Source organism: Coleofasciculus sp. E1-EBD-02, assembly GCF_040218245.1.
GTDB lineage: Bacteria > Cyanobacteriota > Cyanobacteriia > Cyanobacteriales > Coleofasciculaceae > Coleofasciculus.
In genome coordinates this window covers 36,199-54,813 of the sequence record NZ_JAVJQN010000190.1, presented here as the reverse complement: position 1 = coordinate 54,813, position 18,615 = coordinate 36,199, and the positions used below count along the sequence as shown (strand labels likewise).

Here is an 18,615-nt window from a genome sequence, read left to right as displayed (position 1 = left end):
CAATTGTAGGGGCGGGTTTAGGCACAATTGTAGGGGCGGGTTTAGGCACAATTGTAGGGGCGGGTTTAGGCACAATTGTAGGGGCGGGTTTAGGCACAATTGTAGGGGCGGGTTTAGGGACTAAATTCAGATATTCACCCCTAACGGAACAGCAAAACCCGCCCTCCCCACCAATAACGGAACAGCAAAACCCGCCCTCCCCACCAATAACGGAACAACAAAACCCGCCCTCCCCACCACTAACGGAACAGCAAAACCCGCCCTCCCCACCGATAAATTAACAACAAAACCCGCCCTTATAAGGCAATAATCCCTAAGCCAAATTTCCGTGACAATGATTCTTGTTATCATTAGCGCGGCTGACCTAATTCGTAGGCGGCGGATGCCAATGTATCAGCAGCCGCGTAGTTACCCTGCTGATGGAGTAGTTTAGACCAAGCATCCAGAATCTCCCAATCGTGGATTCCTTGAGACTTGAGAGACGCGATCGCGTGGTTAACCTGTTGCTGTATCTGTCGGGTACGGGTTGAATCTGTATTCAAGACTTTTGGGCAATCCAGTTATGGCAAGTGGGAAAAGAGTTGAATTAATAGAGGAGCAGTGCAAAGCAAAGCCACATCGATGACGGTAATGGTTGCGGTGCGAATCCAAGAGGTGTTCATAATGCCCCTTCCTTTAAACCACGATAGGTTTGAGATGAACTATTGCATCCTAAGCGATGACGCCTCTGATGATCTAGAGATTTCCGTCACAGGATGATTGTGATATTGAACACAGAATCGTGCGATCGCGTCCGGTTAAATTTTTCTGTGAAAACCAGTCCTGGCTTATGATTAAGCGGTTGATTAGCCTGATTTATCGCCCAAAAGTTATCGTAATGAAACTTAATTAAGCCGAGGGCGACCCGACCCCATTAAAGGGATAGGACTTGTGAATGAATGCAGGCGGGTCGCCCCTACAGGAGAACCCAAGGGTGAACGGGTCGCCCCTACAGAAAGACCAAAGGTATTTCAAGGTAATAAGCGTAAATCGCCCAAGTTACAGCAGCTAAGACAATAATCATATTACCCAATAGATAGGTAGAACGTGAGGTAATTACGACTTGGAATCGATCATGGAAAAATAGAGTAAATCCTAACACCAGAATACCCACACCAATCCATTGACGCAGAGTATAGTGTTCTTTAAACACAACTAAAGCGCCCAAACCTAAAAACATGGGGGCTAACTGAATCAGCACTTGGGCATTTGTAGGAGACGTTTGCCCTAACCCTTGCAAAAATAGGAGGTAATTACCTCCTAAAAAAAGAGTCGCGATCGCTAATAGTCCCAGAGACGCTGACCGCAGTTGCTGTAATGACGGAAACTGTTGTCTTGTGGCTAAAAAAAGCGCCAGCAATCCAAAAGCCATAAGAAAACGAAACCAGGTGATTGTATAAACATCCAACACCTGAAGAGTTATGGTTAGCGCTAGAGGGAGAATCCCCCACATAAATACAGTAATTAAAGATAGCGCTAATCCCAAGCGCCAGCGACCCGAAGTTTGATGGAGTGACATGAATATAAAAAAAGTAACAAGTCATGTAGAGACGCGCCATGGCGCGTCTGCCAATTGTAGGGGCGGGTTTAGCCACTCAACTTGAATATCACCGATAACATTTAGAACAAAACCCGCCCTTTCCTAAATTGAAGATATAGACTGTAGCTTAACTTAACACTAAGTAGGTGGACACAATTAAAGTTAGCGGTGGAGATTAGGGAACAGGGAACAGGGAACAGGGAACAGTAAGGGTTTGAGCTTTGTTTACATAACTTAATCTAGTTGAGTTTATTTCCACCAACCTACTTAATGCAAACCCCAATCCCTAATCCCGATTAAAAGAAATCCGGCATCCAAGGTAATGAGCCAGAAAATAGTGAATTAGCCCTTGACAACGCTGCCGCCGTACTATCCAAATAACCCATCCGTTGCAGTTGCTCAGGTGTAAATAAACTGGTAAACAGAGAAGCCAACGCCCTTACATGCAAACGGAATTCACCAGTCCCTCCGGGCGTGACTTTCCCGCGTCCCTGAGACACGTTCAAGATAAAGTTACCGTTATTAGTGGCAAATAATTCATCTTGAACCTGTAAATGTAATTCAGTTTCAATCTCTAAAGGATATCCTCGTTTTTCCAACGCTTTCGGAACATCAAGAATCCGCAGCATCCAACGTTCTTGTTGACAAATTTGAGCCGTTTGCTCCGGTAAGAGTAATGTTAAACTATCCATCAAAGAGCTGTACCAACCTACTTGCCTCACCTGAGAACGATGATCCGCGCAGAATGTCCAAAAACGCCGTGCGGCGGCTGGGGTAAGGAATGCCCAATCTTTAATATTCAGCAATAAGCCCTCAGCGTTTGAATATTGGGTACAGATAACATAGCCTTCCGGTTGAGATTCTGCACCGATAAGATAAGCATAAACCGACTGATCATTTGGTGCTTCAACCAGACTTTGCCAAATCGCTGAATTTCGATTTAAATTACCGTTGGTTGTTTTTGCCTGTTGAGAATATAAGTCCTGAAAAACCTCATAGTTTACGGGTTTTACCCTAAACATCGGTAAAGTGCGATCGCGCTTTTGAATCCTCTGGGTTGATATCTGCCAACGACAGCGAATCCCTGCTTGTTCATAGCCGACTTTGCGATAGAGAACTTGGGTAGCCGCGTAGAGGGTGGAAATGGGTACGCCTTGCTGATGAAGTTCTTGGAGTGTGCATTGCATCAGTTTATAAGCCGCCCCTGTACCCCGATACTCTGGGGCAATGCCAACGGCGGCAATTCCTGCCATGGGTATGGACTGACCGCCATACCATTGTCCCATAGCGTAAATGGCTAAACCGCCAACAATCTGTTCCCCTTGACGGATGAGACGGAAATTATCTTGACCGATACGATTCAGGTAAACTTGCCCATCGTTAAGGGAACTACCAAAACATTGCGTCAGTAGTTCCCCAAGTTGTTCCGCCTCATCCGGGGTGGAGATGCAGCCATAATCAAGTTGAGCGCTGATAACCATTTTGCACTCTTATAATACTGTTTGTATGTAATTGTAATACATTATCGAGAACTTCCTGATCGGTTATCGAGAATTTCCTTATCGGTTATGGATGAAAACCCTGTAGGGACGGATTTAGATGTTCTTAAATGGCATACAAAACCCGCCCTTGCACAAACTGCCGCGTGAAAGCGCTTCTGAGGAGATTAATCAAAAAAATGTTATCAATAGTGACAATTGTCACAGGACTAGAATAACTTGTGGTAATTTTTTCCAGTTCAACGATACCAGATGCAGTCGGCGGCGTTGGGTTAAGCGACTTGTTGACTACAAGCAGGATGCGCCGTCAAAAACTTTGGGTTGTAGTATTTCACCCCGAGTTTATCCAATGTTGCGATCGCGCTATCCATGGCTTCCTTAATCCAATCATTTGGATCAGGGGACTTGGCACTGAGTTGGTAATCCGTTACATGAGGTTTGCACTCATCGGGATCATAGGTGCCGGAAGCTCGGCAAATAGACACATAGATGGTGTTATCAACATCTGGATTTGGCATCTCAATTCTGATGTAGTGATTCAGATAGAGCAAGGTTGACATGAACATGAGCCTAATCTCTCCGTCTTGGCTAAAGGGATTTACATCTCTTAATTTACTATCACTTTTATTTTTATTTGATCCTGATATTTTCGCTTCCGCCAAATTTTCTGATTATTTTGTGTACTTTGGCGGATTGACAAAGATTACATTTTTAGTTACATGGATTTGACTTTATGTTTTTTTATATTCCTAACAAAACATAATATATTTTCGTCAGACTAATAATTATATAACAAAACTTAATCAAATGCAACACAGTATCCCCACGTTGGCAGATGTTCTTCAGACGCACACCATCAAATCAACCTAGTGCAGCATGGGGGAAATCTATTTACGACTGATAAATATATAAGTCGTCATTTCTCCCTTACCTTTAACCGGAATTTGACCCCGCTGCTCAAATAAAAACTTATCCTTACAGAGTTTGTATGTCGTTTCTGTCACCTGAATCTTATCCGGAATGCCATGAGATTCCATGCGGCTAGCGGTATTGACCGCATCTCCCCACAAATCATAAATAAATTTCTTGGTGCCAATTACCCCAGCAATCACAGGACCACTATTGATCCCAATCCGCAGACAGAAATTTTCATCCTGAAACTGATTAAAGCGAGCAATGGCGATTTGCATATCTAATGCCATTTCGAGCATGGCTTCAGCATGATCTTTGCGAGGAGTGGGAATACCACTGGCGATCATATAAGCATCGCCAATTGTTTTAATCTTCTCTAACCCATGTTTTTCCGTTAATTGATCAAATCGGGAGAATATCTGATTTAATAAGAACACCAATTGCGCGGGTGGCATCCGAGCCGAAATATCGGTAAAACCAACAAGATCGGCAAATAAAATCGTCACATCAGCAAAGCGATCGGCAATGAGACAGGTTTCCTGTTTTAATCGCTCGGCAATGGGTTTGGGTAAAATATTCAATAATAAACGATCAGCTTTCTCCTGTTCCCAACGCAATGCCTTCTCAGCTTGCTTGCGTTCGGTAATATCACGGACAAAGGCACAGTTGTATTCCTTGCCGTTAAATTCCAAATAACTAATTCGCACTTCTACGGGGATACGTTTACCCGTTTTGCTGCGATGATGAGATTCAAGGCAGAGGGAACCACATTGTTTAAGAATCTGCCAATGATCTGACCAACTCTGAGCTGTAAAATTCGCATCAATCTCATGAATTTTCATCGACAGCAAAACATTCAGAGGATACCCCAGCAACCGACAAGCGGCATAATTGACATACAATAACTTTCCATTTTGCCCAATCCAGAAAATTGCATCAGCCGCTCGATCAATTGAAAACTGCGTAAATCGTAATGCATCATTAACAGTTTCCAGTTGTTCATTCGCCGTTTCCAGTTGGGTTGTACGTTCAGCTAATGCTTGTTGAGCCAAGTATTTTTCAGTGATATCATTGAACAACCAGAGGCGACCTTGAATATCTTGACCGTAAGTCGGCAAACTTGAGATACTCAGTACCACTGATTTGGGTTGACTAAATGTCCAGATCCAGTCGTGAATTTCAGCATCCGGTTGGGAAAAAAGCTGTGCCGCCTGTTTAGCAATCTCCTCCTGATTATCCGCGCTGCTGCGTAAGGTTGCCATCGCCTGGGCGATCGCACTCGGTTCCGCTTCTCCCTGTTTTAATCCCAAAAGCTTTGCCCCGGCTGGATTTAGCCAACCTTGTCCGCCACTGATATCGACAAATACGATTCCCTGGGGGATCTCTAAAATGGCATTGTAGCGGGCTTGGAGTTGTTCGAGGCGAAACGTGGTGGTTTGTAGGCGTAGAAGGGTGTGGAGTTCTCCGAGTAGTAAATCCAGGAAATGACGCTGATAGGAGGGTAGGTAAGTTTGACGATACCAGAGTAATAAGATAGCACCTTGCTCCTGTGTCGTTTGCTCCTTTCGCAGGGGGAGTACCGCTAGAGACTTGGTACCTTTGGCGACAAGCACAGGGGCGGCTTTGGGCGTCGCTGGATAATTCTCATAGAATAGGGTGCGGTTATGGGTTAGGGCTTCAGCAAAGAGTTTCGGTGTTGTCAGTTTATCCGGTAGGGCTGTAGGCGGGAAACTGACGAGTGATTGAGCCGTTACCTGATCGAGTTGACGCAGTGCGATCGCGGCGTCGGCTTGGTTATACTCATACAACAAGCGGGTAACCTGCTCAATTAGCTGATCAGGAGTATTGGTATCTGATTGGGCGATCGCGGCAAGTACAGAACCCGCTGCTAATTTCCATTCAATCTCTAACAGAAAACGACGCACCAGCAAACCCGATGCGATCGCCAAACTCACTCCTGTGAGCCAAGGGCATAAGTAGGCATACCGACTAACAAGCAGCCAGCCACCGATCAAAATCAACCCTATTACACACAGCGATCGGAGATTGGGGATTGAGGATGGAGGAACCATTCGTTCGCCTTGATGATAGGGTTTTGATGGTTCAGAGGTATCATGGCGCGTCTTTTGGGGCGGGTTTAGGAAATTCGGGCAAGCTATTGATGATAACATTTGTGCAAAACCCGCCCTGACTGTAGAGACGTAGCATGCTACGTCTCTACAATCTCCCTTATCTTCCCCCGTTTCTGTTGCTGTGAAGGGATTCAGCATCCAAGCAGGTAGAGGTAACAAAGCGATTACAGTACAGACAATCGATGCTAGACTCAGTGTCGAGATCCTGCTGGGATTAAGGATATCTAGTCCAACCAGCATCAGCAATAGTCCGATTAAAAATCGTCTAAAGGTAGGAAGCTGATTGGGATGATCCAAGGACAACAATTAGCATTAACAATAAGTAAAGTAGGATGTTGGTCATCAGAGCCAAAGTGCAACTGGCACAAAGAACGCCGACGATAAACTCTTAGATCAACGTCCTTTAAGTTCAGATAAGTTCAGAACTAAAGATAAGCCGCGATCGCTTGGGTTACGGTATCTGGCGCACTCAAGTGAGGTAAATGACCCCATGCTTTTATATTGATTAGCTGACTCTCAGGGATGTTATCTGACATATACTGACCCACTTCTGGAGGTACAGCAACATCATCACTCGATTGTAGAATCAGAGTCGGTACATTCAGGCGCGGTAACTCTTTCCGGTGATCCGACTGGAATATAACTCGAGCAACGGCTTGGGCAATATCCGGACGAATAGCCGTCAGAGTATTCGCAAATTCTGTTGCCAGTTCCGGACGTTCAGGGTTTCCCATCACCATGGAGGCAAAACCACTTACCCAAGCATAGTAGTTCGCTGACATCGCCCCATAGAGTGCATCTAGGTCAGACTGATCAAACCCACCCACATATCCCACATCGTTGAGATACCGAGGAGATGCACCAACAAAAATAAGCTGGCTGAAGCATGAGGGATCGATGAGTGCAGCTAGCAAGCTAATCATACCACTGACTGAGTGACCCACCAAGATGGAGTTAGTAAGTTCTAACTCATGACAGATTTCTAGTAAGTCCTCGGCGTAGCTATAGAGACTACTGTAGCGATGGGGACTATAGGCAGAAAAATCGGATTTTCCAGCACCGACATGATCAAAAAGGACAATCCGATAGTCAGAGGCGAAGGCGGCGACTTGATGACGCCAAGCGGTTTGGTCTGAACCAAAGCCATGGGCAAAGATGATCGTCTGAGTACCTTCACCGAGAATATTGATATGATTGCGTTCTAATACACTTGTTGTCATAAGCGGGGTTTTCTAATGTAGGGGCTGCTGAATGTCTTGTGGTGGGGAGAGGCAATAGGGAATAGGCAATAGGCAACAGGAAATACCCAATTTAAATGCATGACAAAGGACGAGGAGATCGTCAAACACCATGAGAGACGCGATTAATCGCGTCTCTCCCCTGAAAATCCTGCATATAAAATTTGTCTTTCTCAGACAGCGTGGAATGCGGCTAATATTTGTTTAGGTCTCAACGGAAACTTAAACCGTGAATGATTGGTAGATGCAACGGGTTGCGAGTCGGAAGCCTTCGCTTCTTTCTCCTCTAAACTATCCTCGTTTAACTCAGATACCGGAACTAACATGGAATCGTGAGAACGCACTGCCATTTCGCCTTGTGCTAATGCCTCTCGCCACTGACGCCCAGTTTTCCAAGCTTTAAACTTGGCAGCATTCCAACGAGGATTCACTGGATATCCCGCAAATCCACAACGCAACGCGGCATGGTTAGCACTGGGAATCAGGGTATTAACCCAAACATTATCGGTTAGATCGATTCGCATGAAGTTTGGCTCCTTGGAAACTGTAGACATAAACTTCACCTCCCTATTGTTGTCAACCGCACAATTTTGTTGAGTATTATCAACTATTGTATTACGGATTGTTAAATAGCTACATCGCTTACTTGCGATTTACTTGTATTCACCTTCAACCGCAACATAGCCATTTCCGGAGAAACGTGCGATCGCGCCCGACTTCCGAAATTGACTAGAAAGCTTACCAGCAACCTTTCTCACAGGCGCTAAAACCTAAAGGGTTTGGGATTTTTCCCACCCACGCCATTACCCTTTAGCAATGTAAAGAAACCTTAAAGATTTGTCAAACGTCTTATTTATACAAGCATCCCCTAATCTGGGGTAACGTTCAATCCTAAATGTTCTCTGCACCCAAACGCAGGCGATCGCACATCTTTTCCCCGGCTACCCTACTGGGACGGACAAAGTTGGGACGGACAAACAATGCGAGTCACTTCCCGATGCCCTCATACACCAGGGAGTGCGGATGGCGAGACTCGAACTCGCAAGGCTTACGCCACACGCCCCTCAAGCGTGCGTGTCTACCAATTCCACCACATCCGCATGGCTAACCTATTATATCAACTCTTTTGAGAAATTACGACTTCCCGACAATTTTGTTGAAATCCCACGCCTAGAACGTCGCCAATGATTCCTCAAGGATGCCACCAAAGGGGACAATCCCCTTTATCCTACTGAATACGGATATAGCAGCGCTGTTTTATGGACTTTGCCAAAATCTTAATTGCCAATCGTGGGGAAATTGCCCTGCGGATTCTCCGAACCTGTGAAGAAATGGGAATTGCCACCGTTGCCGTTCACTCAACCATCGATCAACAAGCCCTCCATGTCCAACTGGCGGATGAAGCTATATGCATCGGTGAAGCACCCAGTAGCAAAAGTTACTTGAATATTCCCAATATTATTGCCGCCGCCCTGACGCGCAACGCCACCGCCATTCATCCCGGCTATGGTTTTTTGGCAGAAAATGCCCGATTTGCCGAAATTTGCGCCGATCATCAAATCTCTTTTATCGGTCCATCACCCGAAGCGATGCGGGCGATGGGGGATAAATCTACTGCCAAGGAAACCATGCAACGGGCAGGCGTACCCACCGTACCCGGAAGTGAGGGATTGTTGAGTAGTGAACGAGAAGCCATCACCCTTGCCAAAGACATCGGTTATCCGGTGATGATTAAAGCCACAGCAGGCGGTGGCGGACGAGGGATGCGCTTGGTTCCCGATGAGAGTGCCATGAGTCGCCTGTTTCAAGCCGCCCAAGGAGAAGCCGACGCAGCCTTTGGCAATCCAGGACTTTATCTGGAAAAATTTATCGTCCGTCCCCGCCATATTGAGTTTCAAATTCTTGCTGATAGTTACGGTAACGTAATTCATCTGGGAGAACGAGACTGTTCCATTCAACGGCGTCACCAGAAACTCTTAGAAGAAGCCCCCAGTCCCGCCTTGACCCCAGAACTGCGAGAAAAAATGGGAACTGCTGCTGTCATGGCTGCCAAGTCGATTAATTACGTCGGGGCGGGTACGGTTGAGTTTCTTCTGGATGCCATGGGTAATTTTTACTTTATGGAAATGAATACCCGCATTCAAGTTGAGCATCCTGTCACCGAGATGATCTCAGGATTGGACTTAATTGCCGAACAAATTCGGATTGCCCAAGGCGAACCCTTGAAACTGACTCAAGACCAAGTAAAGCTTAAGGGACATGCAATTGAATGTCGGATTAATGCCGAAGATCCCGATCGCAATTTCCGTCCTCAACCGGGGCGGATTAGTGGGTATCTGCCACCCGGAGGACCCGGCGTGCGGATGGATTCCCATGTGTATACCGATTATGAAATCCCCCCCTATTACGACTCATTAATCGGCAAGTTAATCGTATGGGCACCCAACCGCGATGCCGCGATTCGCCGCATGAAACGCGCCCTGCGCGAATGTGCGATTACTGGGGTTGCCACCACGCTGAGTTTCCACCAAAAAATCTTAGAAACCCCAGCGTTTCTCAGTGGTGATGTATATACAAATTTTGTTGAGCAAATGATGGCAACCGCCCAATCTTAAAGGGTTAGGGGCAGTCAGTGCATCATGGTCAGTAATCCTTGCTGACCTACAAGAATCTCCCGCAGTAAGCTAACAATCCCAACCCAAATAATCGGCGTAATATCCACACCCCCAATGGGCGGCACCAGTTTGCGGGTTGGGACTAAAAAAGGTTCGGTGGGCAAAGCGACCAGATTAAAGGGGAAGCGGTTGAGATCAATCTGAGGATACCAGGTAAGGATAATCCGGAAGATGAATAGTAAGATAGCCAGTCCCAGTAAAGGGCTGAGAATCCATGTTGCCAGTGTCAGAGTATTCATGAGATAAGTCCTAATTTCACAAAAAAGTATGGAAATCAGTTAGCCAGTCTAACGCAAGACGAGGATGAACTACTATCAGGGATAGGGTAGGATATCCGTTGATCCTAAGATGTAACGGACTCCAGGGTAACTAACGTCTGCATCTTCTCAATCAGCCACATCTATATCAAATGGGCTAATTTTTAATCTTTTAATCAGCCCTTAGTTCTGCTATACAACCTTTATCTATAGCAATCTTATTTGAGTCCTGTCCAAAAAGCTGATAATTTTCGGGTATGGGCAATGGGCAATGAGAAAGAGTTTCAAAGCTTTTTTCTATTTTTTGATTTTTCACAACCTATTTAGGATTGCTATATCTGCACTGCCAATTTTCAGCTTAGGTTGAAACCACTACTTTGTGTCACCGGAGTCTGAGCTCTAAAGTCAATCCAATTCCGTCCCACTCGTTCAGCGACATCAGCCGAATCATAGGGGAGTTGCATCCCAAATACGTCTCCTGCTAAGGTAGTTACCCGGAACTGCCAACAATGAAGCTTGGTAAAGAAAACCGTGAGCAGGTAACCCCGATACGCTGTAAAAATATGGATATGGGTAATAGGAAGGGTGGATTGAGAAATTGGAATATTCACGAACTTGAACGTAGATTATTTGCCAAATAAATAAGGAATAGCATGACGAACTTTTGCTTACCCGCTCGTCAGAACTTAACCTTGTGTTAACATTTTAGCACTATGACTTATTTTTAGGTCAGAAATCATCCTTTTGAATTATCTATCCGCTCCGGAAATTACTACTTTTTATAGACAAATATATTGAGTAAAAATACCTAATAATTTGCAACTCCTCACCCGTGCGTGAGGAAACTGTAGGGGCGCAAGGCTTGCGCCCATCAAATCGGCAAAATCTAACTTGTAATGTTTGAATAAAAAGCAAAAGCACATTTCTACCTCGTCAAAAGTTTACCCTGATTCGCGGCAGCCGCGATCGCGTTACGGTTTGCTGTAAAAACTTTGATTCCCGGAACAGTTACATAGTCACCATCATCAGTAATCACGTTCACGATTCCTGCTTGATCTATTGCTTCAAGTATGAGCAGATCGTAACCATCAAGGGGTTGAGTCTGGAGTCTGACTAGAGATTTGTTAATGCTAACATCATCCACTGTAATATCAATACATGAAGCAATAGATGTAACCAGACTCCAAGCGGTTTGAACTTCAGCTACAACATTAGCTCTTTGCGATGGATGGTTGTGGCGATAGTCTTTGGCTTTTATTGTGGCGGAAAAAATTTTTCGTTCGGTTGTCTCAATATTGTGTGCTAACTCTGCTAGGGAAAGACCACAGTATCGGAGTGAAGCTTGAACAGAAATAGCTTTCATTAAATAGGAGGGATACACATTAGTCTGATAAGATAGTGCTGAGGTACTAGCTTGGGTATAGGTGAGCCAGTACCAGACATTAGTGTCAACAAGAAAAATGTCATCCTGTTTTGGGATATCAGAGTGAATATCAAAAACCTCAGCCTGAACTGTGTAGTTGATCACCATCAAAGACTATTTGCTTGTTCGCTAACGACTTTATCTACTGCTTTGCGAGTATACTCATCTGAGTAATACCGCTTCGAGTTCTCAATCACCGCTTTGAGTACCTGTTTGCCAACTGGGTTGAGGTTAGACACTTTAAGCAAACGGTTGAGGGTTTCTGGTTTTATGTCTCCTAGCAATTGACCAATGGCAAAGTTAAAAAAAGGAGACGCAAAAATATTCACTCCAGCAAAGTCTACCTCGACAGGACGCTCTGCTTTCAGTTCCGGGTGAATGAGTTTGTAAACCTTTTGACCATCTTCAAGAGTCATGCAGTATTTGCCCACCAGGTCGTAGATATTGTATTTTTTCATCATTCTGACCTCCCTTTAGAACAGCGGCTCCTCACTGGGTTCAGAGTTCAGCGAGTCTAGTGAGTAATAAGACTCATCAGATTTAAGTGTGATATTGACCAGTGTTCCCTCAAAGAAACTTTGACTACTCTGATACGTTTCTTGTGTTTTATCAATTATGACATATCCATTATGACTGAAAATCTCTAGTTTTCCCTCATTCACCCTGACAAATTGTTTTAAAGAGTCAAGTCCTATGCCCCTTGCTATACCATGTTTGGTGGTTGTCCCTCGCCTAAATGCCCATTTGAGAGTCTCATCTGCTGATAAATCAGTCTGGTTCAAGAAATCGCGAACGTTGCGAGGAATACCAACCCCAAAATCGACTACGGTAAGTTTCAGTTCTCCCAGAGTGGGGTAGTGCTGTCCGCAACTAAAAACCTCAATATTTGTTTGTCCATGCTCGAAGGCATTTGCATAGATTTCCCAGACGGTTGAAACAATATGGTTTTTCAATAACTGATCGATATGAACCCAGCCACGACCTAACCATTGTTCAGATAGGTAGTCTACTAAACCGCTGTTGTCTAGATATCGGTCTTCTCTATATGGGATGGAGTTTCCTTCCCAAGGCTCTACACCCTCCCCAAAGATGTGCATGAAACCATTTTGTTGAAGATTTATCATGATTGGATTGTAAAGTGTATCCCACTTGAAGCTAACCTTACGCCCCTGGGATTCAATTAAGCGGGCTAACCCACCTATAAAAGCTACAGCATTTTGTCGTAGAAAGCTGCATCCAGAGAAATCGAAGACTACTTCCAAGTCTGTCTGGTTGACTTGCTGCCAAAGTTGAAACAGCAGCTCAAAGTCTTTCAACTCATCGTTGATAGTTAGAACTTGAAGAACTAGTCTCACAATTAATTCTGGAATGTGTGGTCAAGATATAGAGTATAGTTTAAACTTAGCCCAATCCCAGCGATGACTGAATTAGCGACGGCGGACACACCGACACCCAGCAGAGTTAGCGATCGCACTCGTTGCCGATAGCGGCGAGTATAGCGCTAGTCTAGCAATTCTGCCGTACTGCGACCAATCAGATGAACGGGTTGATCCAGGGAACTCTTTTTTTTGCCCATCTCCCTCAATGGCTGAGACGCTGAGAAATATTTACGAAATGAAATATTTCTTAATTATTTTGTACTAATACTTAATTAAGTTAAAATCTCCCAGCTTGTAAAAACTAATACAGCTTATTATTTAGATTATTTTAAGGTAGGGAGTTGCCAAAGTCTTAAATAAATTAAAAAAAAGTTAGATTACCTAAATTACTAAATTTTTGTTAGATAATAGAAGAGTATTCGGAAGAAGGCGGGAAGGTTAAAAGACCGTTAAGGAATCCCGGAAACGACCGTCAGCCATATAGCCTGGGGTTGAAAGTCGATTTATGTCCGCCTAGAAAAAACAACATTGACGTTGTTCAAAGAAGGACTCAATTGGAAAATTTATGCTAATTCGATTGCCAAGAAAATTGACGTTTTGTAGTGGAAGAGACGAAATTGATAGGGGATTTGCAATAGATAAAGAATTAAGTTGAAGTTTAGCGCCCCAAACAAAAAAGATTACCCAGCAACCCAAAAAGGTTTGTAACTATGACGAAACGAACGATTGCAACTCTAGACGGAAACGAAGCGGTAGCTCGCGTTGCCTACCCACTCAATGAAGTGATCGCCATTTATCCGATCACCCCCGCTTCACCCATGGGAGAATGGGCAGATGCCTGGTCTTCAGAAGGTCGCAAGAACCTCTGGGGTACTGTTCCCTCAATCATTGAAATGCAGAGTGAAGCAGGGGCGGCAGGTACGGTTCATGGTGCGTTGCAGGCAGGGTCATTAACCAGCACATTCACCGCCTCTCAAGGCTTGCTGTTAATGCTGCCCAACCTCTACAAAATCGCTGGGGAAATGACCTCAGCCGTGATCCATGTCGCCGCGCGATCGCTAGCCGCCCAAGCCCTGTCCATTTTTGGGGATCACCAAGATGTGATGGCGTGTCGTGCTACAGGCTTTGGTCTGTTGGCGTCGGGATCAGTCCAAGAGGCACATGACCTGGCATTGATAGCCCATGCCGCCAGCCTAGAATCCCGCATTCCCTTTATCCATTTCTTTGATGGCTTCCGCACCTCCCACGAAGTTCAGAAAATTGAACTCCTGGCAGAAGAGGATCTGCGGGAAATGATCAACGATGAACGGGTGATGGAACATCGGGCGCGGGGTCTAACCCCGGATCGCCCCGTCTTGCGAGGCACCGCCCAAAACCCAGATGTCTATTTCCAAGCACGGGAAACCGTTAATCCTTACTACAACGCCTGTCCGGGAATTGTCCAGAACACCATGGACAAATTTGCCGAACTCACTGGGCGCAAGTATGAACTGTTCCAATATTACGGTGCCCCTGATGCCGAACGAGTGATTATCCTCATGGGTTCTGGTACAGAAACCGCCCATGAAACCGTGGATTACCTGAACAAACAGGGTGAAAAAGTGGGGATGATCAAAGTGCGGCTGTATCGCCCCTTTGATATGAAGCAGTTGGTTAAAGCGCTGCCTGCTACCACCAAGAGTATCGCTGCCCTAGACCGCACCAAAGAACCCGGTGCCGGTGGCGAACCCCTGTATTTGGATGTGGTGACAGCCGTTCAGGAAGCCTGGGAAGCCGATACACCTAAACCCAAGGTTGTCGGTGGACGCTATGGCTTATCCTCCAAGAAATTTAGCCCCGCGATGGTTAAGGGGATTTTCGATAACCTGGCGGCAGATCAACCGAAGAACCACTTTACCATTGGCATCAACGATGACTTGACCAATACCAGCCTCTCCTTCGATCCCAACTTCTCCACGGAACCGGAAAGCGTGGTGCGCTGTGTGTTCTATGGCTTAGGGTCAGATGGTACTGTTGGCGCGAATAAGAATTCGATCAAAATTATTGGCGAAGAAACTGATAACTACGCCCAAGGCTACTTCGTTTACGACTCCAAGAAATCCGGTGCTGTTACCGTTTCTCACCTGCGCTTTGGGCCAGAACCGATTCGTTCAACCTACCAGATTAGCCAAGCCAACTTTGTGGCTTGTCACCAGTGGCTGTTCCTGGAAAAATTGAACGTCCTCAGTAGTGCTGCCCCTGGTGCCACCTTCTTACTAAATAGTCCCTTTGGACCCGATGAAGTCTGGGGTCTACTGCCTCGTCCAGTGCAAGAGGAAATTGTCAACAAGAACTTGAAGTTCTATGTCATTGACGCTAACCAAGTGGCAGTTAGCAGTGGGATGGGACGACGGATTAACACCGTGATGCAAGTCTGCTTCTTTGAACTGGCGAATATCTTACCCAAAGAAGAAGCGATCGCCAAAATTAAGCAGTACATCGAAAAGACTTACGGTAAGAAGGGTGCAGAAGTTGTCCGCATGAATATTGAGGCGGTGGACAATGCTTTGGCACATCTGTATGAAGTGCAAGTGCCAGACACCTTGGACAGTACTGTAGATATGCGTCCCCCGGTTCCCGACACCGCCCCAGCCTTTGTTCGGGATGTGTTAGGTAAGATGATGGCGCGGGGTGGCGATGACCTACCCGTGAGTACCATGCCCGTAGATGGGACATTCCCCACTGGTACAACCAAATGGGAAAAACGCAATGTGGCATTAGAAGTCCCCGTTTGGGACCCCGATGTCTGTGTCCAGTGTGGCAAATGTGTCATGGTTTGCCCCCATGCGGTGATCCGAGGCAAGTCTTATGACCCGCAGGTGTTAGAAAATGCCCCAGATTCTTTTAAGTCTATCGATACTCGTGATAAAGAGTATGAGGGACAGAAATTTACGATTCAGGTGGCGGTAGAAGACTGCACCGGTTGCGGGATATGTGTCGATGTTTGTCCGGCGAAGAATAAGTCTCAGCCCAAGCTGAAGGCGATTAACATGGAATCCCAGTTACCGTTGCGGGATCAAGAACAGCAAAATTGGGACTTCTTCTTAGATATTCCTAATCCCGATCGCCGTTCCTTAAATTTAGACCGCATCCGTCAGCAGCAATGGCAGGAACCCCTGTTTGAGTTCTCCGGTGCTTGTGCCGGTTGTGGGGAAACCCCCTATCTGAAACTGGTGACTCAGTTATTTGGCGATCGCATGTTGGTGGCAAATGCCACAGGCTGTTCCTCGATTTACGGCGGAAACCTACCGACTACGCCTTGGTCACAGAATGCAGAAGGGCGTGGACCGGCTTGGTCGAATAGCTTATTTGAAGATAACGCTGAATTTGGCATTGGCTTCCGCGTTTCCGTTGATAAACACACCCAATTTGCCGCTGAGTTAGTGCAAACTTTAGCGGGTGAGATTGGCGATAACTTAGTCGGTGGCATTCTTAACGCTGACCAGAAATCCGAAGCCGATATCTGGGAACAACGGGAACGAGTGGCGCAACTCAAGCAGAAGCTGCAAGGGATGAACTCTCCTGAAGCCAAGCAGTTGTTGAGTTTAGCCGATTACCTGGTTAAGAAGAGTGTCTGGATTATCGGTGGTGACGGCTGGGCGTATGATATTGGTTACGGTGGTTTAGACCATGTGATTGCCAGTGGTCGCAATGTGAATATTCTGGTGTTGGATACTGAGGTGTATTCCAATACAGGTGGTCAAGCGTCCAAAGCTACCCCACGGGGCGCAGTGGCGAAGTTCGCCGCAGCAGGTAAACCGGCACCCAAGAAAGACCTAGGGTTAATTGCCATGACCTACGGGAATGTCTACGTTGCCAGTGTGGCAATGGGGGCGCGGGATGAACATACGCTGAAGGCGTTCTTAGAAGCGGAGGCGTATGATGGTCCATCTATAATCCTGGCGTATTCCCACTGTATTGCCCATGGGATTAATATGACCACATCCATGTCTCATCACAAGGCGTTGGTTGAGTCCGGGCGCTGGTTGCTGTATCGCTTCAATCCAGATTTAGTCAAAGAAGCGAAGAATCCGCTGCAACTGGATATGCGGAGTCCGAAATTCCCAGTGGAACAATCCATGTATCAAGAAAACCGCTTCAAGATGCTGACCAAGAGTAAGCCAGAAGATGCTAAACGTCTTCTAGGAGAAGCGCAACAGGATGTGCAGACTCGGTGGCAGATGTACCAATATCTGGCAGCCCGTCAGTTGGACACCCACAACGGTGATGGAAATGGTCAGACAACCCAAACAGGTGGGGAGGTTAAGGAACCGACGAATACCTAATTAATAGTGTAGAGACGTAGCATGCTACGTCTCTACACCCCGCCACAGGATTACCCATAAAGAATTGAGAGGTTTAAACGGATGGATCTGACAACAACATATTTAGGGTTAGAATTGCGATCGCCACTCGTCGTTGGTGCGGCGGCACCCTTGACCGAAGATGTTGACAATATCAAGCGCATGGAGGATGCAGGCGCGGCGGCTGTGGTGCTGCATTCCTTATTTGAAGAACAACTGCGCCAAGAAAAGTTGGAGTTACACCATCACTTAGAGTATGGTACCGAAAGTTTTGCCGAAGCCCTGACCTATTTCCCGGAAGCGGAAGTCTTTCATGTGGGTTCAGAGCAATATTTAGAGCATATCCGCAAGGCAAAAGAGACGGTAAATATGCCGATCATCGCTAGTCTTAATGGTGCTACCGTGGGCGGCTGGACGCACTACGCCAAGGAAATTGAGCAGGCGGGGGCGAATGCGCTGGAGTTGAATATCTACAGCATCCCCACGGATATGGATCAGACGGGGGCGGAAATTGAGCAGAATTATCTTGATATTCTGCAAGCGGTGAAATCTGAGGTGAGTATTCCAGTTGCGATTAAACTCAGTCCCTTCTTTAGCAATATGGCAAATATGGCGAAGCGGTTAACTGAGGCGGGTGCGGATGGTTTGGTCTTTTTCAACCGATTTTACCAGCCGGATATTGATATTGAGGAGTTGGAAGTTTCACCCAATATCTTGCTGAGTACACCGCAAGCGATGCGCTTACCCATGCGCTGGATTGCGATTTTGTATGGTCGTTTGTCGGTGGATTTTGCTGCTACCAGTGGGGTACATAAAGGGCAGGATGTGATCAAAATGATGATGGCAGGGGCAAAAGTGACGGAAATCGTCAGTGTACTGCTGCGTCATGGGATTGGTAATCTGCAAGAGATTGAGCAAGAGGTGCGCCATTGGATGGAGGAACATGAATATGAGTCCATCAAGCAGATGCAGGGTAGCATGAGTCAGATTAACTGTCCTGATGAAAGTGGCTTTGAACGGGCGCAGTACATGAAGGCGATTCAGACATACAAGCCTCAATTGGTGGGGTTTGCGCCGTAGGATAAACGCCAATTAATTAGATCCCCGATTTCTGGAATAAGTCGGGGATCTGATCAGGACAAATCATCCAGGAAACCGTAGGGGCGCATAGACGTGCG

General features: G+C 46.1%; 16 protein-coding genes, 1 tRNA gene and 1 pseudogene. 4 read left to right on the top strand and 14 right to left on the bottom strand.

All coding sequences use genetic code 11. The features are described 5' to 3' along the window. A partial coding sequence (locus RIC07_RS29505) for a hypothetical protein (RefSeq protein ID WP_446397619.1) occupies positions 1 to 281 on the top strand: 281 nt, incomplete at its 5' end. A gap of 69 nt (positions 282 to 350) precedes the next feature. On the opposite strand, the gene RIC07_RS29500 is transcribed toward RIC07_RS29505, so the two are convergent. The 8 genes and pseudogenes from RIC07_RS29500 to RIC07_RS29465 all read right to left on the bottom strand — a co-directional run bounded on the left by RIC07_RS29500 (position 351) and on the right by RIC07_RS29465 (position 8,460). Beyond that, the gene (locus tag RIC07_RS29500) at positions 351 to 542 is read right to left on the bottom strand and encodes a hypothetical protein (protein ID WP_446361167.1); all 192 of its coding nucleotides are present in this window, start codon (positions 540 to 542) and stop codon (positions 351 to 353) included. A 479-nt stretch (positions 543 to 1,021) separates the two neighbouring features. After that, positions 1,022 to 1,558: pseudogene (locus tag RIC07_RS29495) on the bottom strand (DMT family transporter); the annotation flags it as partial. A 317-nt stretch (positions 1,559 to 1,875) separates the two neighbouring features. Next, the gene (locus RIC07_RS29490; RefSeq protein ID WP_446397618.1) at positions 1,876 to 3,060 is read right to left on the bottom strand and encodes a GNAT family N-acetyltransferase; all 1,185 of its coding nucleotides are present in this window, start codon (positions 3,058 to 3,060) and stop codon (positions 1,876 to 1,878) included. Positions 3,061 to 3,350: 290 nt separating this feature from the next. Continuing rightward, positions 3,351 to 3,644 (bottom strand): hypothetical protein, encoded by a 294-nt coding sequence (locus RIC07_RS29485; RefSeq protein WP_446341276.1) that lies wholly within the window; start codon positions 3,642 to 3,644, stop codon positions 3,351 to 3,353. Between the two features lie 321 nt (positions 3,645 to 3,965). Next, the gene (locus tag RIC07_RS29480; protein ID WP_446397617.1) at positions 3,966 to 6,425 is read right to left on the bottom strand and encodes an adenylate/guanylate cyclase domain-containing protein; all 2,460 of its coding nucleotides are present in this window, start codon (positions 6,423 to 6,425) and stop codon (positions 3,966 to 3,968) included. A gap of 122 nt (positions 6,426 to 6,547) precedes the next feature. Beyond that, positions 6,548 to 7,342, bottom strand: a complete 795-nt coding sequence (locus tag RIC07_RS29475; RefSeq protein WP_446397616.1) for an alpha/beta fold hydrolase — start codon at positions 7,340 to 7,342, stop codon at positions 6,548 to 6,550. A gap of 191 nt (positions 7,343 to 7,533) precedes the next feature. Next, positions 7,534 to 7,884, bottom strand: a complete 351-nt coding sequence (locus RIC07_RS29470; protein WP_446374319.1) for a hypothetical protein — start codon at positions 7,882 to 7,884, stop codon at positions 7,534 to 7,536. A 494-nt stretch (positions 7,885 to 8,378) separates the two neighbouring features. After that, positions 8,379 to 8,460: transfer RNA gene (locus RIC07_RS29465), tRNA-Leu, on the bottom strand. Between the two features lie 159 nt (positions 8,461 to 8,619). Here RIC07_RS29465 and accC point away from each other — a divergent pair. After that, a complete protein-coding gene (accC, locus tag RIC07_RS29460) occupies positions 8,620 to 9,975 on the top strand; it encodes an acetyl-CoA carboxylase biotin carboxylase subunit (protein WP_446374317.1) in 1,356 nt (451 codons plus the stop codon). A 14-nt stretch (positions 9,976 to 9,989) separates the two neighbouring features. Here the strand turns inward: accC and RIC07_RS29455 are convergent, their stop codons facing one another. The 6 genes from RIC07_RS29455 to RIC07_RS29430 all read right to left on the bottom strand — a co-directional run bounded on the left by RIC07_RS29455 (position 9,990) and on the right by RIC07_RS29430 (position 13,031). Next, complete coding sequence (locus tag RIC07_RS29455; protein WP_446335557.1) at positions 9,990 to 10,274, bottom strand: YggT family protein; 285 nt, start codon at positions 10,272 to 10,274, stop codon at positions 9,990 to 9,992. 190 nt (positions 10,275 to 10,464) lie between these two features. Further along, positions 10,465 to 10,608 carry a hypothetical protein gene (locus tag RIC07_RS29450; protein WP_446397615.1) on the bottom strand — a complete coding sequence of 48 codons (144 nt, stop codon included), beginning with the start codon at positions 10,606 to 10,608 and terminating at the stop codon, positions 10,465 to 10,467. A gap of 37 nt (positions 10,609 to 10,645) precedes the next feature. Beyond that, complete coding sequence (locus RIC07_RS29445) at positions 10,646 to 10,903, bottom strand: hypothetical protein (RefSeq protein WP_446397614.1); 258 nt, start codon at positions 10,901 to 10,903, stop codon at positions 10,646 to 10,648. Between the two features lie 314 nt (positions 10,904 to 11,217). After that, on the bottom strand, positions 11,218 to 11,823 hold the full coding sequence (locus RIC07_RS29440) for a hypothetical protein (protein WP_446397613.1): 606 nt from the start codon (positions 11,821 to 11,823) through the stop codon (positions 11,218 to 11,220). Next, positions 11,823 to 12,176, bottom strand: coding sequence for an STAS-like domain-containing protein (locus tag RIC07_RS29435; RefSeq protein ID WP_446387217.1), 354 nt, complete (start codon positions 12,174 to 12,176; stop codon positions 11,823 to 11,825). Before RIC07_RS29435 ends, RIC07_RS29440 begins: the two co-directional genes overlap by 1 nt. A 12-nt stretch (positions 12,177 to 12,188) precedes the next feature. Then, positions 12,189 to 13,031, bottom strand: coding sequence for an ATP-binding protein (locus RIC07_RS29430; protein ID WP_446397612.1), 843 nt, complete (start codon positions 13,029 to 13,031; stop codon positions 12,189 to 12,191). Positions 13,032 to 13,804: 773 nt separating this feature from the next. Between RIC07_RS29430 and nifJ the strand changes: the two genes are divergently transcribed. Then, positions 13,805 to 17,419 carry a pyruvate:ferredoxin (flavodoxin) oxidoreductase gene (nifJ, locus tag RIC07_RS29425; RefSeq protein WP_446397611.1) on the top strand — a complete coding sequence of 1,205 codons (3,615 nt, stop codon included), beginning with the start codon at positions 13,805 to 13,807 and terminating at the stop codon, positions 17,417 to 17,419. An 81-nt stretch (positions 17,420 to 17,500) separates the two neighbouring features. Continuing rightward, entirely contained in the window at positions 17,501 to 18,517 is a 1,017-nt protein-coding gene (locus tag RIC07_RS29420) for a dihydroorotate dehydrogenase-like protein (RefSeq protein WP_446397610.1), read from the top strand. The last annotated feature ends 98 nt before the right edge of the window (positions 18,518 to 18,615 follow it).